The 19,389-nt window shown below is 72.1% G+C and carries 16 protein-coding genes; 6 read left to right on the plus strand and 10 right to left on the minus strand.

Annotated features, from left to right (window positions below; all coding sequences use genetic code 11):
• Positions 1 to 18 precede the first annotated feature (18 nt).
• The gene (locus ACGF2Y_RS07105; RefSeq protein ID WP_392943749.1) at positions 19 to 390 is read left to right on the plus strand and encodes a hypothetical protein; all 372 of its coding nucleotides are present in this window, start codon (positions 19 to 21) and stop codon (positions 388 to 390) included.
• Positions 391 to 421: 31 nt separating this feature from the next.
• Here ACGF2Y_RS07105 and ACGF2Y_RS07110 read toward each other — a convergent pair whose 3' ends face one another.
• The gene (locus tag ACGF2Y_RS07110; protein ID WP_392943751.1) at positions 422 to 1,093 is read right to left on the minus strand and encodes a hypothetical protein; all 672 of its coding nucleotides are present in this window, start codon (positions 1,091 to 1,093) and stop codon (positions 422 to 424) included.
• A 75-nt stretch (positions 1,094 to 1,168) separates the two neighbouring features.
• Between ACGF2Y_RS07110 and ACGF2Y_RS07115 the strand changes: the two genes are divergently transcribed.
• Entirely contained in the window at positions 1,169 to 2,035 is an 867-nt protein-coding gene (locus ACGF2Y_RS07115) for a DUF3626 domain-containing protein (protein ID WP_392943753.1), read from the plus strand.
• Positions 2,036 to 2,102: 67 nt separating this feature from the next.
• On the opposite strand, the gene ACGF2Y_RS07120 is transcribed toward ACGF2Y_RS07115, so the two are convergent.
• The 5 genes from ACGF2Y_RS07120 to ACGF2Y_RS07140 all read right to left on the minus strand — a co-directional run bounded on the left by ACGF2Y_RS07120 (position 2,103) and on the right by ACGF2Y_RS07140 (position 9,161).
• On the minus strand, positions 2,103 to 3,245 hold the full coding sequence (locus tag ACGF2Y_RS07120) for an XdhC family protein (protein ID WP_392943754.1): 1,143 nt from the start codon (positions 3,243 to 3,245) through the stop codon (positions 2,103 to 2,105).
• A gap of 55 nt (positions 3,246 to 3,300) precedes the next feature.
• A complete protein-coding gene (locus tag ACGF2Y_RS07125; protein WP_392943756.1) occupies positions 3,301 to 4,758 on the minus strand; it encodes an NCS2 family permease in 1,458 nt (485 codons plus the stop codon).
• A 496-nt stretch (positions 4,759 to 5,254) separates the two neighbouring features.
• Positions 5,255 to 7,672: a xanthine dehydrogenase family protein molybdopterin-binding subunit gene (locus tag ACGF2Y_RS07130; protein WP_392943758.1), complete on the minus strand. Its 2,418-nt coding sequence runs from the start codon at positions 7,670 to 7,672 to the stop codon at positions 5,255 to 5,257.
• Positions 7,669 to 8,268, minus strand: a complete 600-nt coding sequence (locus tag ACGF2Y_RS07135; RefSeq protein WP_392943760.1) for a (2Fe-2S)-binding protein — start codon at positions 8,266 to 8,268, stop codon at positions 7,669 to 7,671. Before ACGF2Y_RS07135 ends, ACGF2Y_RS07130 begins: the two co-directional genes overlap by 4 nt.
• A 2-nt stretch (positions 8,269 to 8,270) precedes the next feature.
• Complete coding sequence (locus tag ACGF2Y_RS07140; RefSeq protein ID WP_392943762.1) at positions 8,271 to 9,161, minus strand: FAD binding domain-containing protein; 891 nt, start codon at positions 9,159 to 9,161, stop codon at positions 8,271 to 8,273.
• 315 nt (positions 9,162 to 9,476) lie between these two features.
• On the opposite strand from ACGF2Y_RS07140, the gene ACGF2Y_RS07145 reads away from it, so the two are divergent.
• A complete protein-coding gene (locus ACGF2Y_RS07145; protein ID WP_392944282.1) occupies positions 9,477 to 11,228 on the plus strand; it encodes a PucR family transcriptional regulator in 1,752 nt (583 codons plus the stop codon).
• A gap of 172 nt (positions 11,229 to 11,400) precedes the next feature.
• Positions 11,401 to 12,183, plus strand: coding sequence for a hypothetical protein (locus tag ACGF2Y_RS07150; RefSeq protein WP_392943764.1), 783 nt, complete (start codon positions 11,401 to 11,403; stop codon positions 12,181 to 12,183).
• A 70-nt stretch (positions 12,184 to 12,253) separates the two neighbouring features.
• Here ACGF2Y_RS07150 and ACGF2Y_RS07155 read toward each other — a convergent pair whose 3' ends face one another.
• On the minus strand, positions 12,254 to 13,177 hold the full coding sequence (locus ACGF2Y_RS07155) for a GntR family transcriptional regulator (RefSeq protein WP_392943765.1): 924 nt from the start codon (positions 13,175 to 13,177) through the stop codon (positions 12,254 to 12,256).
• Positions 13,178 to 13,323: 146 nt separating this feature from the next.
• Here ACGF2Y_RS07155 and ACGF2Y_RS07160 point away from each other — a divergent pair, with 146 nt between their 5' ends.
• Together ACGF2Y_RS07160 and ACGF2Y_RS07165 are read left to right on the plus strand one after the other, a co-directional pair.
• Positions 13,324 to 14,172 carry a (2Fe-2S)-binding protein gene (locus ACGF2Y_RS07160; protein ID WP_392943767.1) on the plus strand — a complete coding sequence of 283 codons (849 nt, stop codon included), beginning with the start codon at positions 13,324 to 13,326 and terminating at the stop codon, positions 14,170 to 14,172.
• Positions 14,173 to 14,364: 192 nt separating this feature from the next.
• A complete protein-coding gene (locus ACGF2Y_RS07165) occupies positions 14,365 to 15,465 on the plus strand; it encodes a DUF2637 domain-containing protein (RefSeq protein ID WP_392943769.1) in 1,101 nt (366 codons plus the stop codon).
• A 63-nt stretch (positions 15,466 to 15,528) separates the two neighbouring features.
• On the opposite strand, the gene ACGF2Y_RS07170 is transcribed toward ACGF2Y_RS07165, so the two are convergent.
• From ACGF2Y_RS07170 to ACGF2Y_RS07180, 3 genes are all read right to left on the minus strand, one after another.
• Positions 15,529 to 15,993, minus strand: a complete 465-nt coding sequence (locus ACGF2Y_RS07170; protein WP_392943771.1) for an ATP-binding protein — start codon at positions 15,991 to 15,993, stop codon at positions 15,529 to 15,531.
• Positions 15,994 to 16,322: 329 nt separating this feature from the next.
• Entirely contained in the window at positions 16,323 to 18,065 is a 1,743-nt protein-coding gene (locus ACGF2Y_RS07175; protein WP_392943773.1) for a pyruvate dehydrogenase, read from the minus strand.
• Between the two features lie 113 nt (positions 18,066 to 18,178).
• The coding region (locus ACGF2Y_RS07180; protein WP_392943774.1) for a protein phosphatase 2C domain-containing protein at positions 18,179 to 19,389 on the minus strand (1,211 nt) is incomplete at its 5' end.

Genomic DNA, 19,389 nt, shown 5'->3' on the forward strand with positions numbered 1-19,389 from the left:
CCCCGGTAACGTCGTCCCGTGTGCCACTACGGGATGACCCACTACAAGCTGCACTTCGCCTGCGTCGCCTGCCGCGTCAGCTTCAAGCGGCATCCCGCGGACGGCCGGGAGCAGCCCTGTCCGAACTGCGGCCGTGCTCTCGTCTGCGCGGGCCACGACTTCGCGCCGCCGCCGCGCCGTGACACCGCGGCCTGGAGCGCGGTCGCGGCCGTCCTGGCGGCGGGCCTGCGCTACGAGGGGCTGGAGGCGTGCGGCTGCGGCAAGCAGCCGCGCTTCCGGCCGCGCACCCGCGCGGAGGTCCGGGCCCGGCTGGCGGTGGCGGCCCGGACCGGTCTGCCGGCGGCACAGGCGCTGACCCGCCGCGATCCGACGACTCCGGAGGCGGACTGACGCCGGGGCACGCCCGAGGGCCGCGCGCGCGTCACTCCGCCGTGCCGGCCGGGTACCCGATCTCCTTGACGTCCTCGGCCAGTTCGGCGGGGATCCGCTCGGGGCAGAGCGCGGCGATCACCTCGTCGGTGAGCGGCCGCAGCGCGTGGACATGGCGTACGGCGTCGAGGTCGACGGGCAGGTCGAAGTAGTCCTCGGCCCACTCCTGGTACGACTCGGGGGTGCCCGTGACGAGGAGCTGGAAGAGCCAGTCCGCGCCGTCGGAGTCCTCACCGTCCTCCGGGAACTCGACGCTGCCCGCCCGCCAGCGGTCGTCGCCGCTCTCGCGCCAGAGGCAGGCGGTGACCACGGGCAGGCCGAACTCGTCGGTGAACGACGGCTCGTCCACGTAGCGGCGGAACACGGCGGGCACCTCGTCGAGCACCCCGGGCCAGGGGGCGTCGTCCACGTACGGGCTCATCGGCGACTCGTGGTCGAAGCCGCGCGCGTAGGCGCCGGCGGCGGAGAAGACCACGGAGTACTCCCCGCCCGACCCGTCCCGCATCGATGCCATCGCCTCGGTCGGCGACCACCGCGCGTCGAAGCTGTGCCAGCGGTGGTCCCACTCGGGACACAGGATGGCGTCGAGCATCGCCAGGGAACGGCAGAGATCGGTGAGGGCGGCTATGCCCGGCAGCCTGCGGGCCACATCGTGAACGCTCATGGTCACATCCAACCGCACCGGCCGGGCGGGGCAATTCAGGTGCTCCCCCGGGACCCGTCCCGGCACACTGTCCCGATGAACGCCGATCTCCCGGTCACCTCGCCCCGCGGGCGGGCGCTGGAACACGTCACGTCGCTGTCCTCGGGGGCGCCCCTGGACGCCGGACCGCGCGTCACGCTGAACTTCCACCCCGACCGTACGGTGGCGGGGCGGCCGATCCTGGAGCGGCTGCGCGAGGACGGCTCGTACGTCTCCCAGTTCGTGACCGGGACCAGCAACGGCGGGCTCACCGCGCACCCCGGCGGTGACCGGTGGCACTGGGAGAGCCGGATCTTCGGCGGCGCGTACGACCGGGCCGGGCCGGCCGAGCGGCCCGTCTACGGGGCGCTGGACGTCCGGCGCGCTTCCATCGGCGGCGCGCCCCGGTTCGGGTCGGCGCACTTCCGGCTGGCGGCGGACGTCCTCGGCTCGGCCACCTTCTGCTATCCGGACAGCGCCGCCGAGCCCGAGCGCTTCGGGGTCGCGGCCCGGATGTCGGGGCTCGTGGAGCTGGCGGCGGCGGACGACCGTGACGCCCTGGACGACTACATCGAGGCGCAGATCCACGTTCCGGTCCGGCTGGACCGGGAGGTGGAGGCGCTCGTGCTCGACCCGACGTACCGGGGGACGGCGGTGGAGGCCGCGGCCGGGAGGCTGCCGTGTCCCGTCGAGTGGCACGAGGGGTTCCGGATCGGCGTCGACGAGCTGCGCCGCCGTCCCGGCTTCCGGGGGCCGGAGTACGTCGAGCTCGGGGCGGCCCTCGCCGTCGACGGGTATCTGGACGCCCGGATCATCGGCGACGCGGCACGTGCCGGGCGCCGTGCGGAGCAGGACCTGAAGAAGGTCTGGCATCTGCTGGCCCGGTTCGGGCGGGCGCCCGCGGTCCGGCCGGCCGGGGGCTGAGGCCACCTCAAGCCACTTCAGACCGTCTCAGGCACCTCAAAGCCAACTCAAGCCACTTCAGGCCACCTCAAGCCACCGAGACGAGTGGCTGTCCGCTGGTGTCGTGGTGGATGGGGGTACGGGCCCCGGTGAGCGGTACGCCGCTGCCGCCTCGCCGGACCGCGACGATCTCGGCGGCGATGGACAGGGCCGTCTCCTGCGGCGTACGGGCGCCGAGGTCGAGGCCGATCGGCGAGTGCAGCCGGGCCAGTTCACCGTCGGTGAGGCCGACCTCGCGCAGCCGGTCGTTGCGTTCCAGGTGGGTGCGGCGCGACCCCATCGCGCCGACGTAGGCGACCGGGAGGCGGAGGGCGGCCTCCAGCAGCGGTACGTCGAACTTGGCGTCGTGGGTGAGGACGCAGAGCACCGTGCGGGCGTCGGTCGTGGTGGCGGCGAGGTAGCGGTGGGGCCAGTCGACGACGATCTCGTCGGCTTCGGGGAAGCGTGCCGGGGTGGCGAACACCGGTCGGGCGTCGCAGACGGTGACCCGGTAGCCGAGGAACTTCCCGGCCGCGACGAGCGCGGCCGCGAAGTCGATGGCCCCGAAGACGATCATCCGGGGCGGCGGGACACTGGACTCGACCAGGAGCTCGATGGGCCGGCCGCAGCGGGAGCCCTCGGCCCCGATGGTGAGCGGCTCCGTGCGGCCCGCGTCCAGCAGGGCACGGGTCTCGGCGGCGGCGGTCCGGTCCAGCGCCGGGTGGCCGCCGAGCCCGCCCTCGTAACTTCCGTCGGTACGGACCAGGAGCGGGAGCCCGAGCAGTTCGCCGGGCCCGTCCGTGATCCGTGCCAGCGCGGCCGCCGTCCCCTCCGCGGCGGCCGCGAGCGCTGCGGCGAACACCGGGCGGGCGGGGTCGTCCGTCCGTACCGGCGTCACCAGGATGTCGATGACGCCGCCGCAGGTCAGGCCGACCGCGAAGGCGTCCTCGTCGCTGTAGCCGAAGCGCTCGCGGACGGACTTCCCGTCGTCGAGGGCCTGTTGGCACAGTTCGTAGACCGCCCCCTCCACGCAACCGCCGGACACCGACCCGATGGCCGTGCCGTCGCGGTCGACCGCGAGTGCGGCTCCCGGCTGCCGGGGCGCGCTGCCGCCGACCGCCACCACGGTGGCGACGGCGAACTCGCGGCCCTGAGAGACCCACCGGTGCAGCTCTTCGGCGATGTCCAGCATGGCGTGTCTCCTTAAGATCACCGGTGATGGGGGGAGGAGGGCGGTACCGGGCGCGTCAGTGGACGCCCAGCCAGCTCTCGATCGGGTTGAGGGCGAAGAAGACGATGAAGATCACCGTCAGCCCCCACATGAAGGCCCCGACCTCGCGGGCCCGGCCCTGGGCGAGCTTGATGGCGCTGTACGCGATGACACCCGCGGCGACACCGGTGGTGATGGTGTACGTGAAGGGCATCAGGACCACGGTCAGGAAGACCGGGATGGCGACCGAGCGGTCGCCCCAGTCCACGTGCCGGGCGTTCTGCATCATCATCGCGCCGATGACGACGAGGGCGGCGGAGGCCACCTCGGTCGGGACGATCGCGGTGAGCGGGGTGAAGAAGAGGCAGGCGGCGAAGAACAGGCCGGTGACGACGGAGGCGAACCCGGTCCGGGCTCCTTCGCCGACTCCGGTGGCCGATTCGACGAAGACCGTCTGGCCGGAGCCCGAGGCGACACCGCCGATGACGCCGCCGGCGCCGTCGACGAACAGTGCCTTGGACAGGCCCGGCATACGGCCCTTCTCGTCGGCGAGCTTGGCCTCGGTGCCGACGCCGATGATGGTGGCCATCGCGTCGAAGAAGCCGGCCAGCACCAGGGTGAAGACGATCATGCCGACGGTCATCACTCCGACGTCGCCCCAGCCGCCGAACTCGACGTTCCCGAAGAGCGAGAAGTCGGGCATGGCGACCGCGCTGCCCTCCAGGGCGGGCGGGCCGCTGCTCCACGACTTGGGGTCGATGTCGACGATCGCGTTGATGACGATCGCGACCAGGGTGCCGACGATGATGCCGATCAGGATCGCGCCGGGGACGTTGCGCGCCTGGAGCATGAAGATGAGGAGCAGGGTCACGCAGAAGATCAGGACGGGCCAGCCGGCCAGTTCACCGGCCGGGCCGAGGGAGACGGGGGTCGCCACGCCCTGGTGGACGAATCCGGCCTTGAAGAGGCCGATGAAGGCGATGAAGAGCCCGATGCCCATGGTGATGCCGTGCTTGAGCGCGAGCGGAATCGCGTTCATGATCATCTCGCGGAGGCCGGTGACCACCAGGAGGCAGATCACCACACCGTAGATCACGCACATGCCCATGGCCTGCGGCCAGGTCATGTTGGGTGCGACCTGCGAGGCGAGCACCCCGGAGACGCTGAGCCCGGCGGCGAGCGCCAGGGGCACCTTGCCGACGAAGCCCATGAGCAGGGTCGTCGCGGCCGCCGCGAAGGCGGTCGCGGTGATCAGCGCGGGCTGGCTGAGGAGGTTGTCGTCGACGTCCTTCCCACCGAGGATCAGCGGGTTGAGGAGGAGGATGTACGCCATGGCCATGAAGGTCGTGACGCCGCCGCGCACCTCGCGCGCGACCGAGGATCCTCGTTCGGATATATGGAAGTACCGGTCGAGCCATGATCTTCCGGCGGGGACGCGCGAGCCGGGGCCCGCGGCCTCCGCGCTGGTCTTCGGTTCCACTGACTGCTGGGTCATGATGCCTGACTCCCAAGGTTCACAGGGGCACCCGCTTGGAGATTCCTGAATGCGGGATTTGGGATGACTGCGTCGGCTGCACGACCCGGGGACGGCCGGGACGGACTGTTGAAGCAGAACGGATGTGCCGGCGGCACGGATGATCCGTGTGGCGCTGCCGTGCGCTCGGCACGGCGAAGAACCGCGAGCGGTGCGGTACTTGGTGCCTCCGGGCGGTGCGGGGTGCGGAAAGTGTGACGTTCTCGGCTCTGCGCACCGCCCGGAGAGTTCGGGGGGGAACCGCTCGGAGGCTGCCGGGCGAGGACCGGTGGGAGATCGCCCGGCAGGCTCTCAGAGCCTGCCGGGTGGCCTTCGATCGGAAAGCGGACGCGGCATGGTGCGTGCGATTCCAAGGCGCCGGGATGGCCTTGTAGCGGAGCTACTAGGGCATTTCGGCAACGCCGGAAGCGTGCGTGCCAGGGCGTGGCCGCCCGGTCAGAGGTCACCCGGCAGGCTCTCAGGTGCTGGTGAGGTGTTCGGGCCGCACCGGTGTCCTGTTGAGCTCAAGACCGGTCGCGTTCCGGATCGCCGCGAGGACGGCCGGGGTGGACGACAGGGTGGGGGCCTCGCCGATGCCGCGCAGCCCGTACGGGGCGTTCTCGTCGGCGAGTTCGAGCACGTCGACCGGGATCGTCGGCGTGTCGAGGATGGTGGGGAGCAGGTAGTCCGTGAAGGACGGGTTGCGCACCTTCGCGGTCTTCGGGTCGACGATGATCTCCTCCATCACGGCGACGCCCATGCCCTGGAGGGTGCCGCCCTGGATCTGGCCGAGGACGGAGAGCGGGTTGAGCGCCTTGCCGACGTCCTGGGCGCAGGCCAGTTCGATGACCTTGACCAGGCCGAGCTCGGTGTCGACCTCGACGACCGCGCGGTGCGCGGCGAAGGAGTACTGGACGTGGCCGTTGCCCTGTCCGGTGCGCTTGTCGAACGCCTCGGTGGGCCGGTGGCGCCACTCCAGCTCGATGTCGATCGCCTCGTCCTCCAGCACGTCGGCCACGTCGGCGAGCACTTCACCGCCGTCGGTGATGACCTTGCCGTCCTCCAGGAGGAGTTCGGCGGTGGCCCAGGCCGGGTGGTAGGTGCCGAACTTGCGGCGGCCGATCTCCAGGACCTGCTCCCGGACGGCCTCGCAGGAGTTCTTGACCGCACCGCCGGTGACGTACGTCTGGCGGGAGGCGGAGGTGGATCCGGCGGAGCCGACCTGGGTGTCGGCGGGATGGATGGTGACCTGGTTGACCCCGAGTTCGGTACGGGCGATCTGGGCGTGCACGGTGACGCCGCCCTGTCCGACCTCGGCCATCGCGGTGTGCACGGTCGCGACCGGCTCGCCGTTGATGACCTCCATCCGCACACGGGCGGTGGAGTAGTCGTCGAAGCCCTCGGAGAAGCCGACGTTCTTCAGGCCGACCGCGTAGCCGACGCCCCGGACGACGCCTTCGCCGTGCGTGGTGTTGGAGAGCCCGCCGGGCAGCGAGCGGATGTCGACGGCGGTGCCTTCGCTGCCCGCCGTCAGCCACTCCTGCTCGGGCGGCAGCGGCCGGGCCTTGACCCGGCGCAGCAGCTCGGCGACCGGGGCCGGCGAGTCACAGGCCTGTCCGGTGGGCAGCAGGGTGCCCTGCTCCATGGCGTTGAGCTGCCGGAACTCGACCGGGTCCAGGTCCAGTTTCGCCGCGAGCTTGTCCATCTGCGCCTCGTAGGCGAAGCAGGCCTGGACCGCGCCGAAGCCGCGCATCGCGCCGCAGGGCGGGTTGTTGGTGTAGAGGGCGACCGCCTCGATCTCGACGTCCTCGATCTTGTACGGGCCGACCGAGAGCGAGGAGGCGTTGCCGACGACCGCCGGGGAGGCGGAGGCGTAGGCGCCGCCGTCCAGGACGATCCTGCACTTCATGTGCGTGAGCTTGCCGTCCTTGGTGGCGCCGTGCTCGTAGTACAGCTTCGCCGGGTGCCGGTGGACGTGTCCGAAGAAGGACTCGAACCGGTTGTAGACGATCTTGACGGGCTTGCCGGTGCGGAGCGCCAGCAGGCAGGCGTGGATCTGCATCGAGATGTCCTCGCGGCCGCCGAAGGCGCCGCCGACGCCGGAGAGCGTCATGCGGACCTTGTCCTCGGGCAGGCCGAGGACGGGGGCGATCTGTTCGAGGTCCGAGTGCAGCCACTGGGTGGCGACGTACAGCTCGACGCCGCCGTCCTCGGAGGGCACGGCGAGCCCGGACTCGGGACCGAGGAAGGCCTGGTCCTGCATGCCGAAGGTGTACTCGCCCTTGACGACGACGTCGGCCCGCTTCGCGGCCTCGTCGGCGTCGCCGCGGATGATCGGCTGGTTGTGCACGACGTTCGCGTGCGGGACGTGCTTGATGTACTCGTCCGTGCGGCCCTCGTGGACCAGCGGCGCGTCGTCGGCGAGCGCGGATGCCTCGTCGGTGACGACGGGCAGTTCCCGGTACTCGATCTTGATCTTGGCTGCGGCGCGGCGCGCGGTCTCCGGGTGGTCGGCGGCCACGATGGCGACCGGCTCACCGTGGTGGCGGACCTTGCCGTGGGCGAGGACCGGGGTGTCCTGGATCTCCAGGCCGTAGTTCTTCATCTCGGCCGGGAGGTCGTCGTAGGTCAGCACGGCGTAGACGCCGGACGTCGCCAGCGCCTCGGAGGTGTCGATGGAGACGATCTCCGCGTGCGCGACGGTGGAGCGCAGCGTCTGGCCCCACAGCATGTCCTCGTGCCACATGTCGGAGGAGTACGCGAACTCTCCGGTGACCTTGAGGGTGCCGTCGGGGCGGAGCGTGGACTCGCCGATGCCGCCCTTGGTGGGCGAACCCTGGGTGATCTTCGTGGGCGTGCCGGCCGGTACGGTCTGGGCCTTCGGGGGCGTCGTCATGACTGGACCGCCTCTTCCTGACGGGCGGCCGCGAGGCGGACCGCGTCGAGGATCTTCTCGTAACCGGTGCAGCGGCACAGATTGCCGGAGAGCGCCTCGCGGATGTCCTGGTCGGACGGCGAGGGGGTGTTCTCCAGCAGCTCGTCGGCGGCGACGAGCAGGCCGGGGGTGCAGAAGCCGCACTGGACGGCTCCGGCGTCGATGAACGCCTGCTGGATCGGGGAGAGCGGGGCTGCCTCGCCGGTCCGGCCGTCGGTGGGCCGGTCCTGCCGGCGCTTGGCGGCGTCCAGGGTGGTGCCGCACGCGCCGGAGGCGCAGCCGCCGCCGGGGTGGGCGTCCTCGCGGTGCTTGGCGTAGTCGGCCAGGCCCTCGACGGTGACGACCTCGCGGCCCTCGACCTGACCGGCGGCGACCAGACAGGAACAGACCGGGACCCCGTCCAGGCGGACCGTGCAGGAACCGCACTCGCCCTGCTCGCAGGCGTTCTTGGAGCCGGGCAGGCCCATGCGCTCACGCAGGACGTACAGGAGGGACTCGCCCTCCCACACGTCGTCGGCTTCCTGCGGACGGCCGTTGACCGTGAAATTGACTCGCATGGTTACGCAGCTCCTTCCAGCGTGCGGCCCGCGCCGCGGTACTGCTCCCAGGTCCAGCCGAGCGTGCGGCGGGCCATGATGCCGACCGCGTGCCTGCGGTACTTCGCCGTGCCGCGTACGTCGTCGATCGGGTTGCAGGCGCCGGACGCGAGGGTGGCGAACTGCTGGGCGATCGCGGGGGTGATGATCTTGCCGTTCTCCCAGAACCCGCCCTCTTCGAGCGCGGCGTTCAGGAATTCCTCGGCCTCCTTGGCCCGGACCGGGGTCGGGGCGGCGGAACCGATGCCGGTGCGCACGGTGCGGGTCTCGGGGTGCAGCGCGAGGCCGAACGCGCAGACCGCGATGACCATGGCGTTACGGGTGCCGACCTTGGAGTACTGCTGCGGTCCGTCGGCCTTCCTGATGTGCACGGCCCGGATCAGCTCGTCCGGCGCCAGGGCGTTGCGCTTGACCCCTGTGTAGAAAGCGTCGATAGGAATCAGCCGTGTCCCGCGTACGGATTCGGCCTCGACCTCGCAGCCGGCCGCGAGCAGGGCCGGGTGGGCGTCACCGGCCGGTGAGGCGGTGCCGAGGTTGCCGCCGACGCCGCCGCGGTTGCGGATCTGCGGGGATGCGACGGTGTGCGAGGCGAGCGCCAGACCGGGCAGCTCGGTGCGCAGGTGCTCCATGATGGCGCTGTACGGCACGGAGGCGCCGAGCCGCACGCTCGTGTGGCCCACCTCCCACTCGGACAGCTCACCGATGCGGTTCAGGTCCAGGAGGTACTCGGGCCGCCGGTGGTCGAAGTTGATCTCGACCATCACATCGGTGCCGCCCGCGATGGGCACAGCCGTGGGGTGCTCGGCCTTGGCGGCGAGCGCCTCCTCCCAGCTGGCGGGGCGAAGGAAGTCCATGAGTGGCTCTCTTCTTCTCAATCGGGTCGTTCGCTGGGGCTGGGGACGGCCGGCCCTCGACTGGCTCGTTCATGTGGTGTTCATGTGGTGTGTGGCCCAGTACACAAGCCCTGGTCCTGCCGGTGCAGTCACCGAAACACTGAAGGAGTTGGCTGCTCTCCGTCCTCGTCTTGTAGATTCGAACGAATGGCGGGAATCAGTAACCTCACCGCAATTCACAGATACCCGTTCACCCCACGGCTCCCCCCGCCCACGACCTCCTTCACCACTCCTCCTTCACCCACTCCCCCCTACGGAAAGATCGGCGGCGACGAGATGCGGCTGCGCGCACTGCTGGAGACCGACGCGCTGGGCCTGCGGCTGCTCGGCGGCGAGGACGAGCTGGACCGCACGGTCCGGGGCGTCATGACGACCGACCTGCGCGACCCCAGCCGCTATCTCTCCGGCGGCGAACTGGTGCTCACGGGCCTCGCCTGGCACCGGGACGCGGCGGACTCCGAGCCGTTCGTCCGGATCCTGGCGGGCGCCGGGGTGGCCGGTCTCGCGGCCGGCGAGGCGGAACTCGGCGACATTCCCGCCGATCTGGTCGAGGCGTGCCGGCACCACCGCCTCCCCCTCTTCGCCGTGCACGAGACCGTTGCCTTCGCAACGATCACCGAGTACGTCGTACGTCAGGTCTCCGGCGAGCGGGCGGGCGATCTGGCCGCCGTGGTGGACCGGCACCGGCGGCTGATGACCTCGGGCCCGGCGGGCGGCGGCCCCGAGGTGGTCCTGGACCTCCTCACCTCCGACCTGGACCTGCGGGCCTGGGTCCTGTCCCCCACGGGCCGCCAGATCGCCGGGGCGGGCGCGCCGCTGCCCGGACCGCTGGGCGCGGCGCTGGCCGGACACCACCTGGCCGCGACCCGGACCGGCCGCCGGGGTCCGCACCGGGCCACGATCGCCGGTACGACGTATTCGCTCTTCCCGATCCGGAACACCGGCCGGGGCGCGGTGCCGGCCGCCCGCGACGTACGGGAGTCGTTGCTCTCCGACTGGCTGCTGGCGGTCGAGGCGGACGCATCGGACTGGCCCGCCGCCCGGCTCGACCTGCTCCAGGGCGTCACCCAGCTGATCGCGGTCGAGCGCGACCGCCGCGACGCGGCCCGTACGGTACGCCGCAGGCTCGCCCAGGAGGTCCTGGAGCTGGTCCAGGCTGGCGCCGCACCCGCCGAGATCGCGGCCAGACTGCGGGTCGCCGCACCGGTCCTGCTGCCCGGCCTCGGCGTGGCCCCGCAGTGGCAGGTCGTGGTGGCCCGGGTCGACTGGAGCGCCACGGGCCAGGCCGTCGCCGCGGGCGACATCGCGAGCGGCCCGGTGGCCCAGGCGCTGCTGGAGGAGATCCTCGTCGACCCGGCGGTCAGCGGCCCCGACTCCGCCGACCGGATCGCCGTCGCCCACACGGGCGAGGAGGCCATCGCCCTGGTGCCGCTGCCCACACTCACCACCGTGCCCGCGGACTCCGGGGAGGACGCGGAGGGCGAGGCCGGGCGGGCGGGCGCCGAGAACGCCGACGCCCTCGACGCGGACCCCGGACTGCACGCCGACGCGCTGCTGGCCTCCGTGCGCGAACCGCTCTCGGCCGGCCTCGCCGACGACGGCCGGCTGACACTGGGCGTCAGCGCGGCCGTACATTCCGCCGAAGGGCTGCGCGGCGCCCTGGAAGAGGCCCGGCACGCCCGCCGGGTGGCCGCGGCACGCCCGGGGCGGGTCTGCGCGGCCGGCCACCACGAACTGGCCTCGCACGTGCTGCTGCTGCCGTTCGTCCCCGACGACGTCCGGCGCGCGTTCACCGCCCGGCTGCTGGACCCGCTGCGCGACTACGACCAGCGCCACCGGGCAGAGCTGATCGAGACGCTGGAGGCCTTCCTGGACTGCGACGGGTCCTGGACCCGCTGCGCGGCCCGGCTGCACCTCCACGTCAACACGCTGCGCTATCGCGTCGGACGGATCGAGCAGTTGACGGGGCGTGATCTTTCACGCCTGGAGGACAAGCTCGACTTCTTCCTCGCCCTGCGTATGAGCTGATCTTCCGGCCGCGCACGGGGTCCGGCGGACACCGTCACACTCCGGCCGATTGTGAAATCTTTCACCTGACATGGTCCGGACCCCTTGGCCCGGCGTGCCATTCCGTGCTGAGATGCGCCGTACCCAACAGCACAATGGCGCGCTCGGGGAGGGCAATGTGGCGCATACCGCCATGTCTGGTTCCGGAACGACAGCAGATGACGATCCGCCGCTCCAGACCGCGGTATGGCGGCTGCGGTCACGCGCCTGCTGGACGGACGCGGCCGCACTGCTGGAGCACCACGCCGTCACCGACCCGGCCTCGGCGCTCCAGCGCACCGCCCTGCTGACGGAGCGCTGTCTCTACACCGGGCAGGGCTGGACCGACGCCGAGGACGCCCTGCGCACGGCGGAGGCCATCGCCCGCAGCGACGACGAGCGCGGCGCGGCCGCCTCCGAGCGGGGCCATCTGGCGTACGCCTCGACCCTCCTGGCGGTACGGGACCGGGCCGACGAGGCGAGCGTGGCGCTGAGCCGGTCGGCGGCGCTGCTGGCCCCCGCCTCCCCGGCCCGGCCGCTGCTGGACTTCCGGCGCGGGCTGATCGCCCAGAACATCGCGGAGTCGCCGGAGTCGGCGCGCGCCGCGTTCCGCCGGGCGCACGCCGGTGCGGCGACCCGGGGCGACGAGCTGCTCCTTTCGTCCACCTGGCGGCATCTGGCCGCGCTCGCCCTGCGCGAGGGGGAGCTGGCCGAGGCCCGGCACGGCTTCGCGGAGTCGCTGCGGATCCGGGAGGAGCTGGGGTTCCTGGTCGGTACGGCGCCGGCGTTGATCTCGCTCGCGGAGGCGGAACCGGAACCGGAGGCGGCCCGGCTGCGCGCCGAGGCGGGCCGGCTGTTCCGGCTCCTCGGCGGCGTACCCACCTGGCTGGCCCCGTACCTGGGCCCCCCGGCCCAGCGCTCCGCGGAGGCGGGCTGAGCCGAGGCCCGCAGCCTCCGACGCGGTCGTCGTCGGCCGGGACCCGGGCCCCGGGCGCGGGCCGTCCGGGTCAGCCGTCGGCGCCGGTGAAGTGCTCGCGGACCAGGGCGTTGACGACGGCGAGGTCCTGGGCGATGAGGGCGTCGAGCAGGGCGGTGTGCTCGGAGGCGTCCGCCAGCAGGTCGGCCCGACGGGTGGCGGGGCCCGACACCAGCGGCCACTGGGAGCGCCGGTGCAGTTCGTCGGCCACGGTCACGAGCTGCTCGTTGCCCGACAGCGTGAGGACCGCGCGGTGGAAGGCCCGGTCGGACTCGGCGTAGGCGGCCCGGTCGCCCGCGGCCGCCGCCGTGACCGTGGCCTCCGCCAGCGGGCGCAGGACGCTCCACCGGTGCGCCGGGACCGTACGGGCCAGGCTCAGCATCACGGGGACCTCGATCAGCGCCCGCACCTCGGCCAGCTCGGCCAGCTCACGGGGGCCGCGTTCGCTGACCCGGAAGCCGCGGTTCGGCACGACCTCGACGGCGCCCTCGACGGCCAGCCGCTGCATGGCCTCGCGCACCGGCGTCGCGGAGACCCCGAAGCGGGCGCCGAGCACGGGGGCGGAGTACACCTGGCCGGGCACCAGTTCGCCGTCGACGAGGGCGGCGCGCAGGGCGTCCAGGATCTGGCCGCGGATGGAGTGGCGCCGAACGGCACGCGGCGCGGGAGGCTCACTGTGGGCGTGCTCGCCCCGGGCGTGCTCTCCCGTGACTCGCTCTCCCGTGGCCTGCTCGCTCCGGGCCTGGTCACCCTGAGCCTGTTCGCTCCGGGCCCGGCCACCCTGGGTCTGGTCATTCCGGGTCTGGTCGCTCCGGGCCTGGTCTCCGCCGGCCCGGTCGCCCTGGGCCTGTTCCGGCACTCGGCCTTTCGGAATCCAGCCCTCCGCCGCGGTGCGCGGGAACGCTCCGGGGGCGTACGCCGGACGTGCGCCCTCGCGCGCGCTGCCCTGCTCCACCCGGACCTCCTCCACCTGCCGCGGGCCGACTCGCGTGCGCCGGACCTCCTGTGCACGATAGAGGGAGGAGGCTGCAGTTCAAACATCGACGGCATCGGGTAAGGTAAGCCTTACCTGCAAACGATCCCGATTCGGTGGTCCCCTGCATGACCCTCTCCCCGCCGTTCACCGGTGCCGCGACGTCCCCCGTGACCGCCGCGTACGCCCGCCTGACCGAGGTGTTCCCCGGACTGCGGGCCGACGTGCTCGACGGTGACGCCGTCGCCCCGTCCGGCGCGGGCTGGGTCGGCGCGGCCGAGCTGGCGGCCGGCGGCGCCGCCGTGGACTCCTTCCTCGCCTGGGACAACGCCCAGGTGCTGCGCGACTACGGCCGGCAGGCCCGCCCGGACGTGGTGGCGAGCTTCGGTCTGCACCGGTACGCCTGGCCCGCCTGTCTGCTGGTGACGGTGCCCTGGTTCCTGCAGCACCGGGTGCCGCGGATCCCGGTCGAGGACGTGGCCTTCCAGCGGGCTCTGGGGCACCTGACCGTGCGGGTCCGCGCCTTCGCCTGCCTGCCGGACGACCCGGCCGCCGACCTGCCCGGGGCCTGGGTCGTCGCGGACGAGGCGGCGCTGCGGGCCGAGGTCCTGGCCTCCCTGACCGAGCACCTCGGTCCCGTGCTGGACGGCTTCGGGCCGCGCATGCGGCGCGGAAAGCGGGCCCTGTGGGGGATGGCGACGGACGAGATCGTCGAGGGCCTCTGGTACATCGCGCACCTGCTGGGCGAGGAGCGCCGGGCGATGGCCGAGCTGGAGCTGCTGCTCCCCGGCACGACCAAGCCGTACGTCGGCACCGCGGGCTTCCGCGAGCTGACCGGACCCGATGGCCGGTCGCTGCCGACCCGGGACCGGGCGAGCTGCTGCCTCTTCTACACCCTGCGCCCCGAGGACACCTGTGTGACCTGCCCGCGTACCTGTGACGCGGACCGGGTGCGGAAGCTCGCAGCAGCTTCTTGATCCACACCGCCCGTCCGGATGACGTGGAATCGAACACAACTCGGCCCGGCCGGGAGACCGTTCGAGAAGATTCCACCCATAGATGGTCTCTCCCACCCCCATGGCGTGCTCTTGTCCCGAAACCACCGGAGCGGGACGGGAATTCCGTCACGATGGCGCACGAAACGCCCTACGTGACGCAAGGGACCGCGCATGAGACTGACCGACATATCGCTTGACTGGCTGCTTCCGGGCGCCGTACTGCTCGTGGGGGTCATGGCGGCGGTGACGGTGGTCGCACGCGGCAAGCGTGCCGCCGGCAAGGCCGCGGCCGACGACTCCTGGGAACGCAGCGAGGACCGCCGCAGACGCAAGGAAGCGCTCTACGCCACCGCCTCGTACGTCCTGCTGTTCTGCTGCGCGGCGGTCGCCGCCGCGCTCTCCTTCCACGGGCTCGTCGGCTTCGGCCGGCAGAATCTGAACCTCACCGGCGGCTGGGAGTACCTGGTTCCGTTCGGGCTGGACGGCGCCGCGATGTTCTGTTCGGTGCTGGCCGTACGGGAGGCGAGCCACGGAGACGCGGCCCTCGGCTCCCGGCTGCTGGTGTGGACGTTCGCCGGGGCCGCCGCCTGGTTCAACTGGGTGCACGCCCCCCGGGGCATGGACCACGCGGGCGCTCCGCACTTCTTCGCGGGGATGTCCCTCTCGGCCGCGGTGCTCTTCGACCGCGCGCTGAAGCAGACCCGCCGCGCCGCGCTGCGCGAACAGGGCCTGGTGCCCCGTCCGTTGCCGCAGATCCGGATCGTCCGCTGGCTGCGGGCCCCCCGGGAGACCTTCGGCGCCTGGTCGCTGATGCTTCTGGAGGGCGTCCGCACCCTGGACGAGGCGGTGGACGAGGTGCGGGAGGACCGCAAGGAACGCGAGCAGGACCGGCTGCGCCGACGTGACCAGGAGAAGCTGGACCGGGCCCGCATCAAGGCCCTGAACCGGCAGAACCGGGGCTGGGGACGCGGCGGCCGGGGCGGGCAGCAGGTGGACGTGCCCGCCCTCACCTCGGGTTCGGGCGGCGCGTCGGCCGTCGCGGAGCCCGCCATAGCAGAGCCGGGTCAGCTGCCTCTGCGACCCCGGCCATCCCTGCAAGCCGTCGGCCCGAAGCAGCCGGCGGACGGTTCGAACTCGAAGAGCCTCAACGCGCCGAACCGGAGAAGTGACCCGGGGGCCGTCGACCTCACTGCCGAGGACGACACCCAGACACTCCCCCGGCTCGACTCGCTGGAACAGAAACTCAAGGATCTGGAGCAGCAGTTCGGCTGATCGCGCCCAGGGTCGGTCGGCAGACGGGAATGTGCCGACCGGCCCTGGGCGGCGGAGGGCCTCTCAGGGCCTTCCGCCGCCCAGCTCGAACCAGACGACCTTGCCCAGGGCCTGCGCCTCCACGCCCCAGGCGTCAGCCAGGCTCCGGACCAGGATCAGGCCCCTGCCGTGCGTACCGTCGTCGGCGTTCGGTACGTACGGCGCGGGCAGGTCCTCCGACGCGAAGTCCTGGACCTCCACCCGCAGTCGGGCGGAGGTCGCCGTGGCGGTGACCACGGCCCCGTGCCGGGTGTGGATGAGGGCGTTGGTCACCAGTTCACTCACCAGCAGCTCCGCCGCCTCGGCCTGCTCCCGGCCGGAGCGATGCCGGAGGAACTCCCGTAGTTCCCGGCGCACTTCCCCCACCGCCGACCGTTCGGCGTGACCCACCTTTCGGCGCATCCGGGCCGGCGGCGCCACTTCACCTGGTCTCCGCCCCCGGGGGCCGTGCCCCTCGACGACCGCGACCCTCTTCTGACGCTTCGTCATTTCCCCCGCCCGCACAGTGAACCGACCTCCTCCGGTCAGACTGCCCGTCGAACAGCCTCACGGCATGCATGCCCTTGTACGCACACGGTCACGCTTGTCGACTCATCAATAAGTGGACGGTCAGGAGCGGCAAGGGGCGCACGGAACATCCCACCCGCGCACACCATCACCGCATGGGCGCAGCCTCCGTTGACTTCCCACGAACACCGCCGGCCACACCGACTTCTTCGGCCCGGTCGACCACGGCCACTGATCTCCTTGACCAGGGATGTCCGCGCGGCGCGCTCCGGTGACGGGCGGCCCGGCGGCGTGTTCGCCCCCGGCGACCGTCAGGGGCGCGGCACATTACGGAGGTTGGAGCGGGCCATCTGGAGCATCCGGCCCACTCCGCCGTCGAGCACGATCTTGCTGGCGGAGAGCGCGAAGCCGGTGACCATGTCGGCGCTGATCTTCGGCGGGATGGACAGTGCGTTCGGGTCGGTGACGACGTCGACGAGGGCGGGGCCCTTGTGCTTGAACGCGTCCTTGAGCGCGCCCTGCAACTGCTTGGGCTTCTCCACACGGACACCGTAGGCGCCGGACGCACGGGCGATGGCGGCGAAGTCGGGGTTCTTGTTGGCCGTCCCGTAGGACGGAAGGCCGGCGACGAGCATCTCCAACTCGACCATGCCGAGCGAGGAGTTGTTGAACAGGACGACCTTCACCGGCAGGTCGTACTGGACCAGGGTGAGGAAGTCGCCCATCAGCATGGAGAATCCGCCGTCGCCGGACATCGCGACGACCTGCCGGCCCAGGTCGGTGAACTGGGCGCCGATCGCCTGCGGCAGGGCGTTGGCCATCGAGCCGTGGCTGAACGAACCGATCACGCGCCGCCTGCCGTTGGGCGTCAGATAGCGGGCGGCCCACACGTTGTTCATGCCGGTGTCGACGGTGAACACGGCGTCCTCGTCGGCCATCTCGTCCAGCACGGAGGCGACGTACTCGGGGTGGATCGGAACGTGCTTGTCGACCTTGCGGGTGTAGGCCTTGACCACGCCCTCCAGGGCGTTGGCGTGCTTCTTCAGCATCCGGTCGAGGAACCTGCGGTCGGACCTGGGCTTCACCCGGGGCGTCAGACAGCGCAGGGTCTCGCGCACATCGCCCCAGACCGCGAGGTCGAGCTTGGAGCGGCGGCCGAGGTGCTCGGGGCGCACATCGACCTGGACGATCGTCACATCGTCCGGGAGGAAGGCGTTGTACGGGAAGTCCGTGCCGAGCAGGATGAGGAGGTCGCACTCGTGCGTCGCCTCGTACGCGGCGCCGTAGCCGAGCAGCCCGCTCATCCCGACATCGTACGGATTGTCGTACTGAATCCACTCCTTGCCGCGCAGCGCGTGCCCGACCGGGGACTTGATCTTCTCGGCGAACTCCATGACCTCGGCGTGCGCCCCGGCGGTGCCGCTGCCGCAGAACAGCGTCACCCGTTTGGCCTTGTCCACCAAGCGGCAGAGTTTGTCGATCTCGTCGTCGCCGGGCCGTACGGTCGGCCGCTCGGTGACGAGGGCGTGCTCGATGCTCTTCTCCGGGGCGGGCTTGGAGGCGATGTCGCCCGGCATCGAGACGACGCTGACGCCGCCGCGGCCGATGGCGTGCTGGATCGCCGTCTGGAGCAGCCTCGGCATCTGCTCCGGGTTGGAGATCATCTCGTTGTAGTGGCTGCACTCCTGGAACAGCAGCTCCGGATGGGTCTCCTGGAAGTAACCGAGGCCGATCTCGCTGGAGGGGATGTGCGAGGCGAGGGCCAGCACCGGGGCCATGGAGCGGTGCGCGTCGTACAGACCGTTGATCAGGTGCAGGTTGCCCGGTCCGCAGGAGCCGGCGCAGGCCGCGAGCGATCCGGTGACCTGCGCTTCCGCACCGGCCGCGAAGGCGGCGGTCTCCTCGTGCCGGACGTGGATCCAGTCGATGGCCGAGTTACGCCGGATGGCGTCCACGACGGGGTTCAGGCTGTCGCCGACGACGCCGTACAAACGTTTGACGCCTGCCCTGGCGAGGATGTCGACGAACTGCTCCGCCACGTTCTGCTTGGCCATGGGTGCGCACCCTTCCTTGCCCGTGCTCCGTGCACTTCGGCGTTTCCGGACTCCGGAGCCCGAGAAAGCCGGTCGGCCGGGCTCCGGAATCCATCAACCCACGGCGTGCGCGGTTACGCCTCCCAGACGGCGGCGCAGGTGCGATCGTCGGCGTACCCCTTGATCCGCAGCTGGGTGTCGGCGAGGAAGGCGGGCAGTCCGGGCGGTCCGGAGTTCCCCCAGCGCTCGGCGAGCTCGCCGGGGAGTTCCGGTTCGCCGCGCATCGGCTCGGCGAGTCCGTTACTGCACAGCATCAGCGTGTCGCCGGGCCGCGCCACGGAGGCCCGGAAGCGGAAGGGCTCGGCGGGCGGCCGGGCGGGGCCCTCGCTGTGCGGGGAAGGCGGAGCGGTGATCTGGAGGTCCATGGTCAGCCGGTCCCCGTCCGGGCCCTCCTCCTGCTCGTCACCCGGCTGCGGGACGCCGCTCTGCGGAATGACGGGCTCCAGATCCTGCCAGAGTCCGTCGCGGAGGCGGAAGAGACCGCCGCTGCCGACGCCGAAGAAGACCCGGGTGCGGCAGTCGGGGTCGGCGGACAGCAGGAGGCAGCGGAGGCTCGCGGTGTACGCGTCCGGTTCGACGCCGAGTTCGGCGGCGCGGGCGCGCAGCTTGCCGTACGTACGGTCGGTGAGCCGGTGCAGCCCGGACTTCAGGTCGCCCCGGCGGCCCGCTCTTATGTCCTCGGAGAGCCGGACGTGGCTGCGGGCGACGGCCCCGCCGATCCAGCGGCAGGCGTCCGCCGCGGCGAGATGCGCCGCTTCGCCGGCCCGCCTGCCGCCGGCCACGGCGACGAGGACGAGGGCGCTCTCGGCGGTCCCGAAGCGGGCGGTGAGCAGTCCGTCGCGCCGGGGTTCGCCCCGGAAGCGGGCGGAGTCACCGCGTACGGAGACGGCGCGCAGGGTGTACGTCCCGTACCGCGCGCCGTCCAGGACGGTGTCGGGGACCAGTCCGTCCAGGTTCTCCGAGGTGGCGGAGGGCAGGGCGGCGGGCTCGGCGTCGTAGGTGGGCGGCCGGTCCCCGAGGTGCCCGACGGCCGGCCGGCCGTCGGCCGCGGAGGCGGGATCCGGCGGAAGTTCGTGCAGGGCGCTGGGGTCGGGCGCGAGGGCGGGCTCGGCCGGCGCGTCGGGCTCGGGCGGTTCCGGCACGCGCGGCGCGGCGAACGTCCGGGGCCCCGACTGCCCGGCGGGCGCCTCCCAGGGGGCGGGAAAGGCGGTGGTGTGCGGAGGCGCCGGAGGGGAGGACGGGGGCGGCGGCGGAGGCGGGGCGGGCGACTCGGGACCAACGGTCC

The sequence above is a fragment of the Streptomyces sp. NPDC048142 genome (assembly GCF_043202835.1).
Taxonomy (GTDB): domain Bacteria; phylum Actinomycetota; class Actinomycetes; order Streptomycetales; family Streptomycetaceae; genus Streptomyces.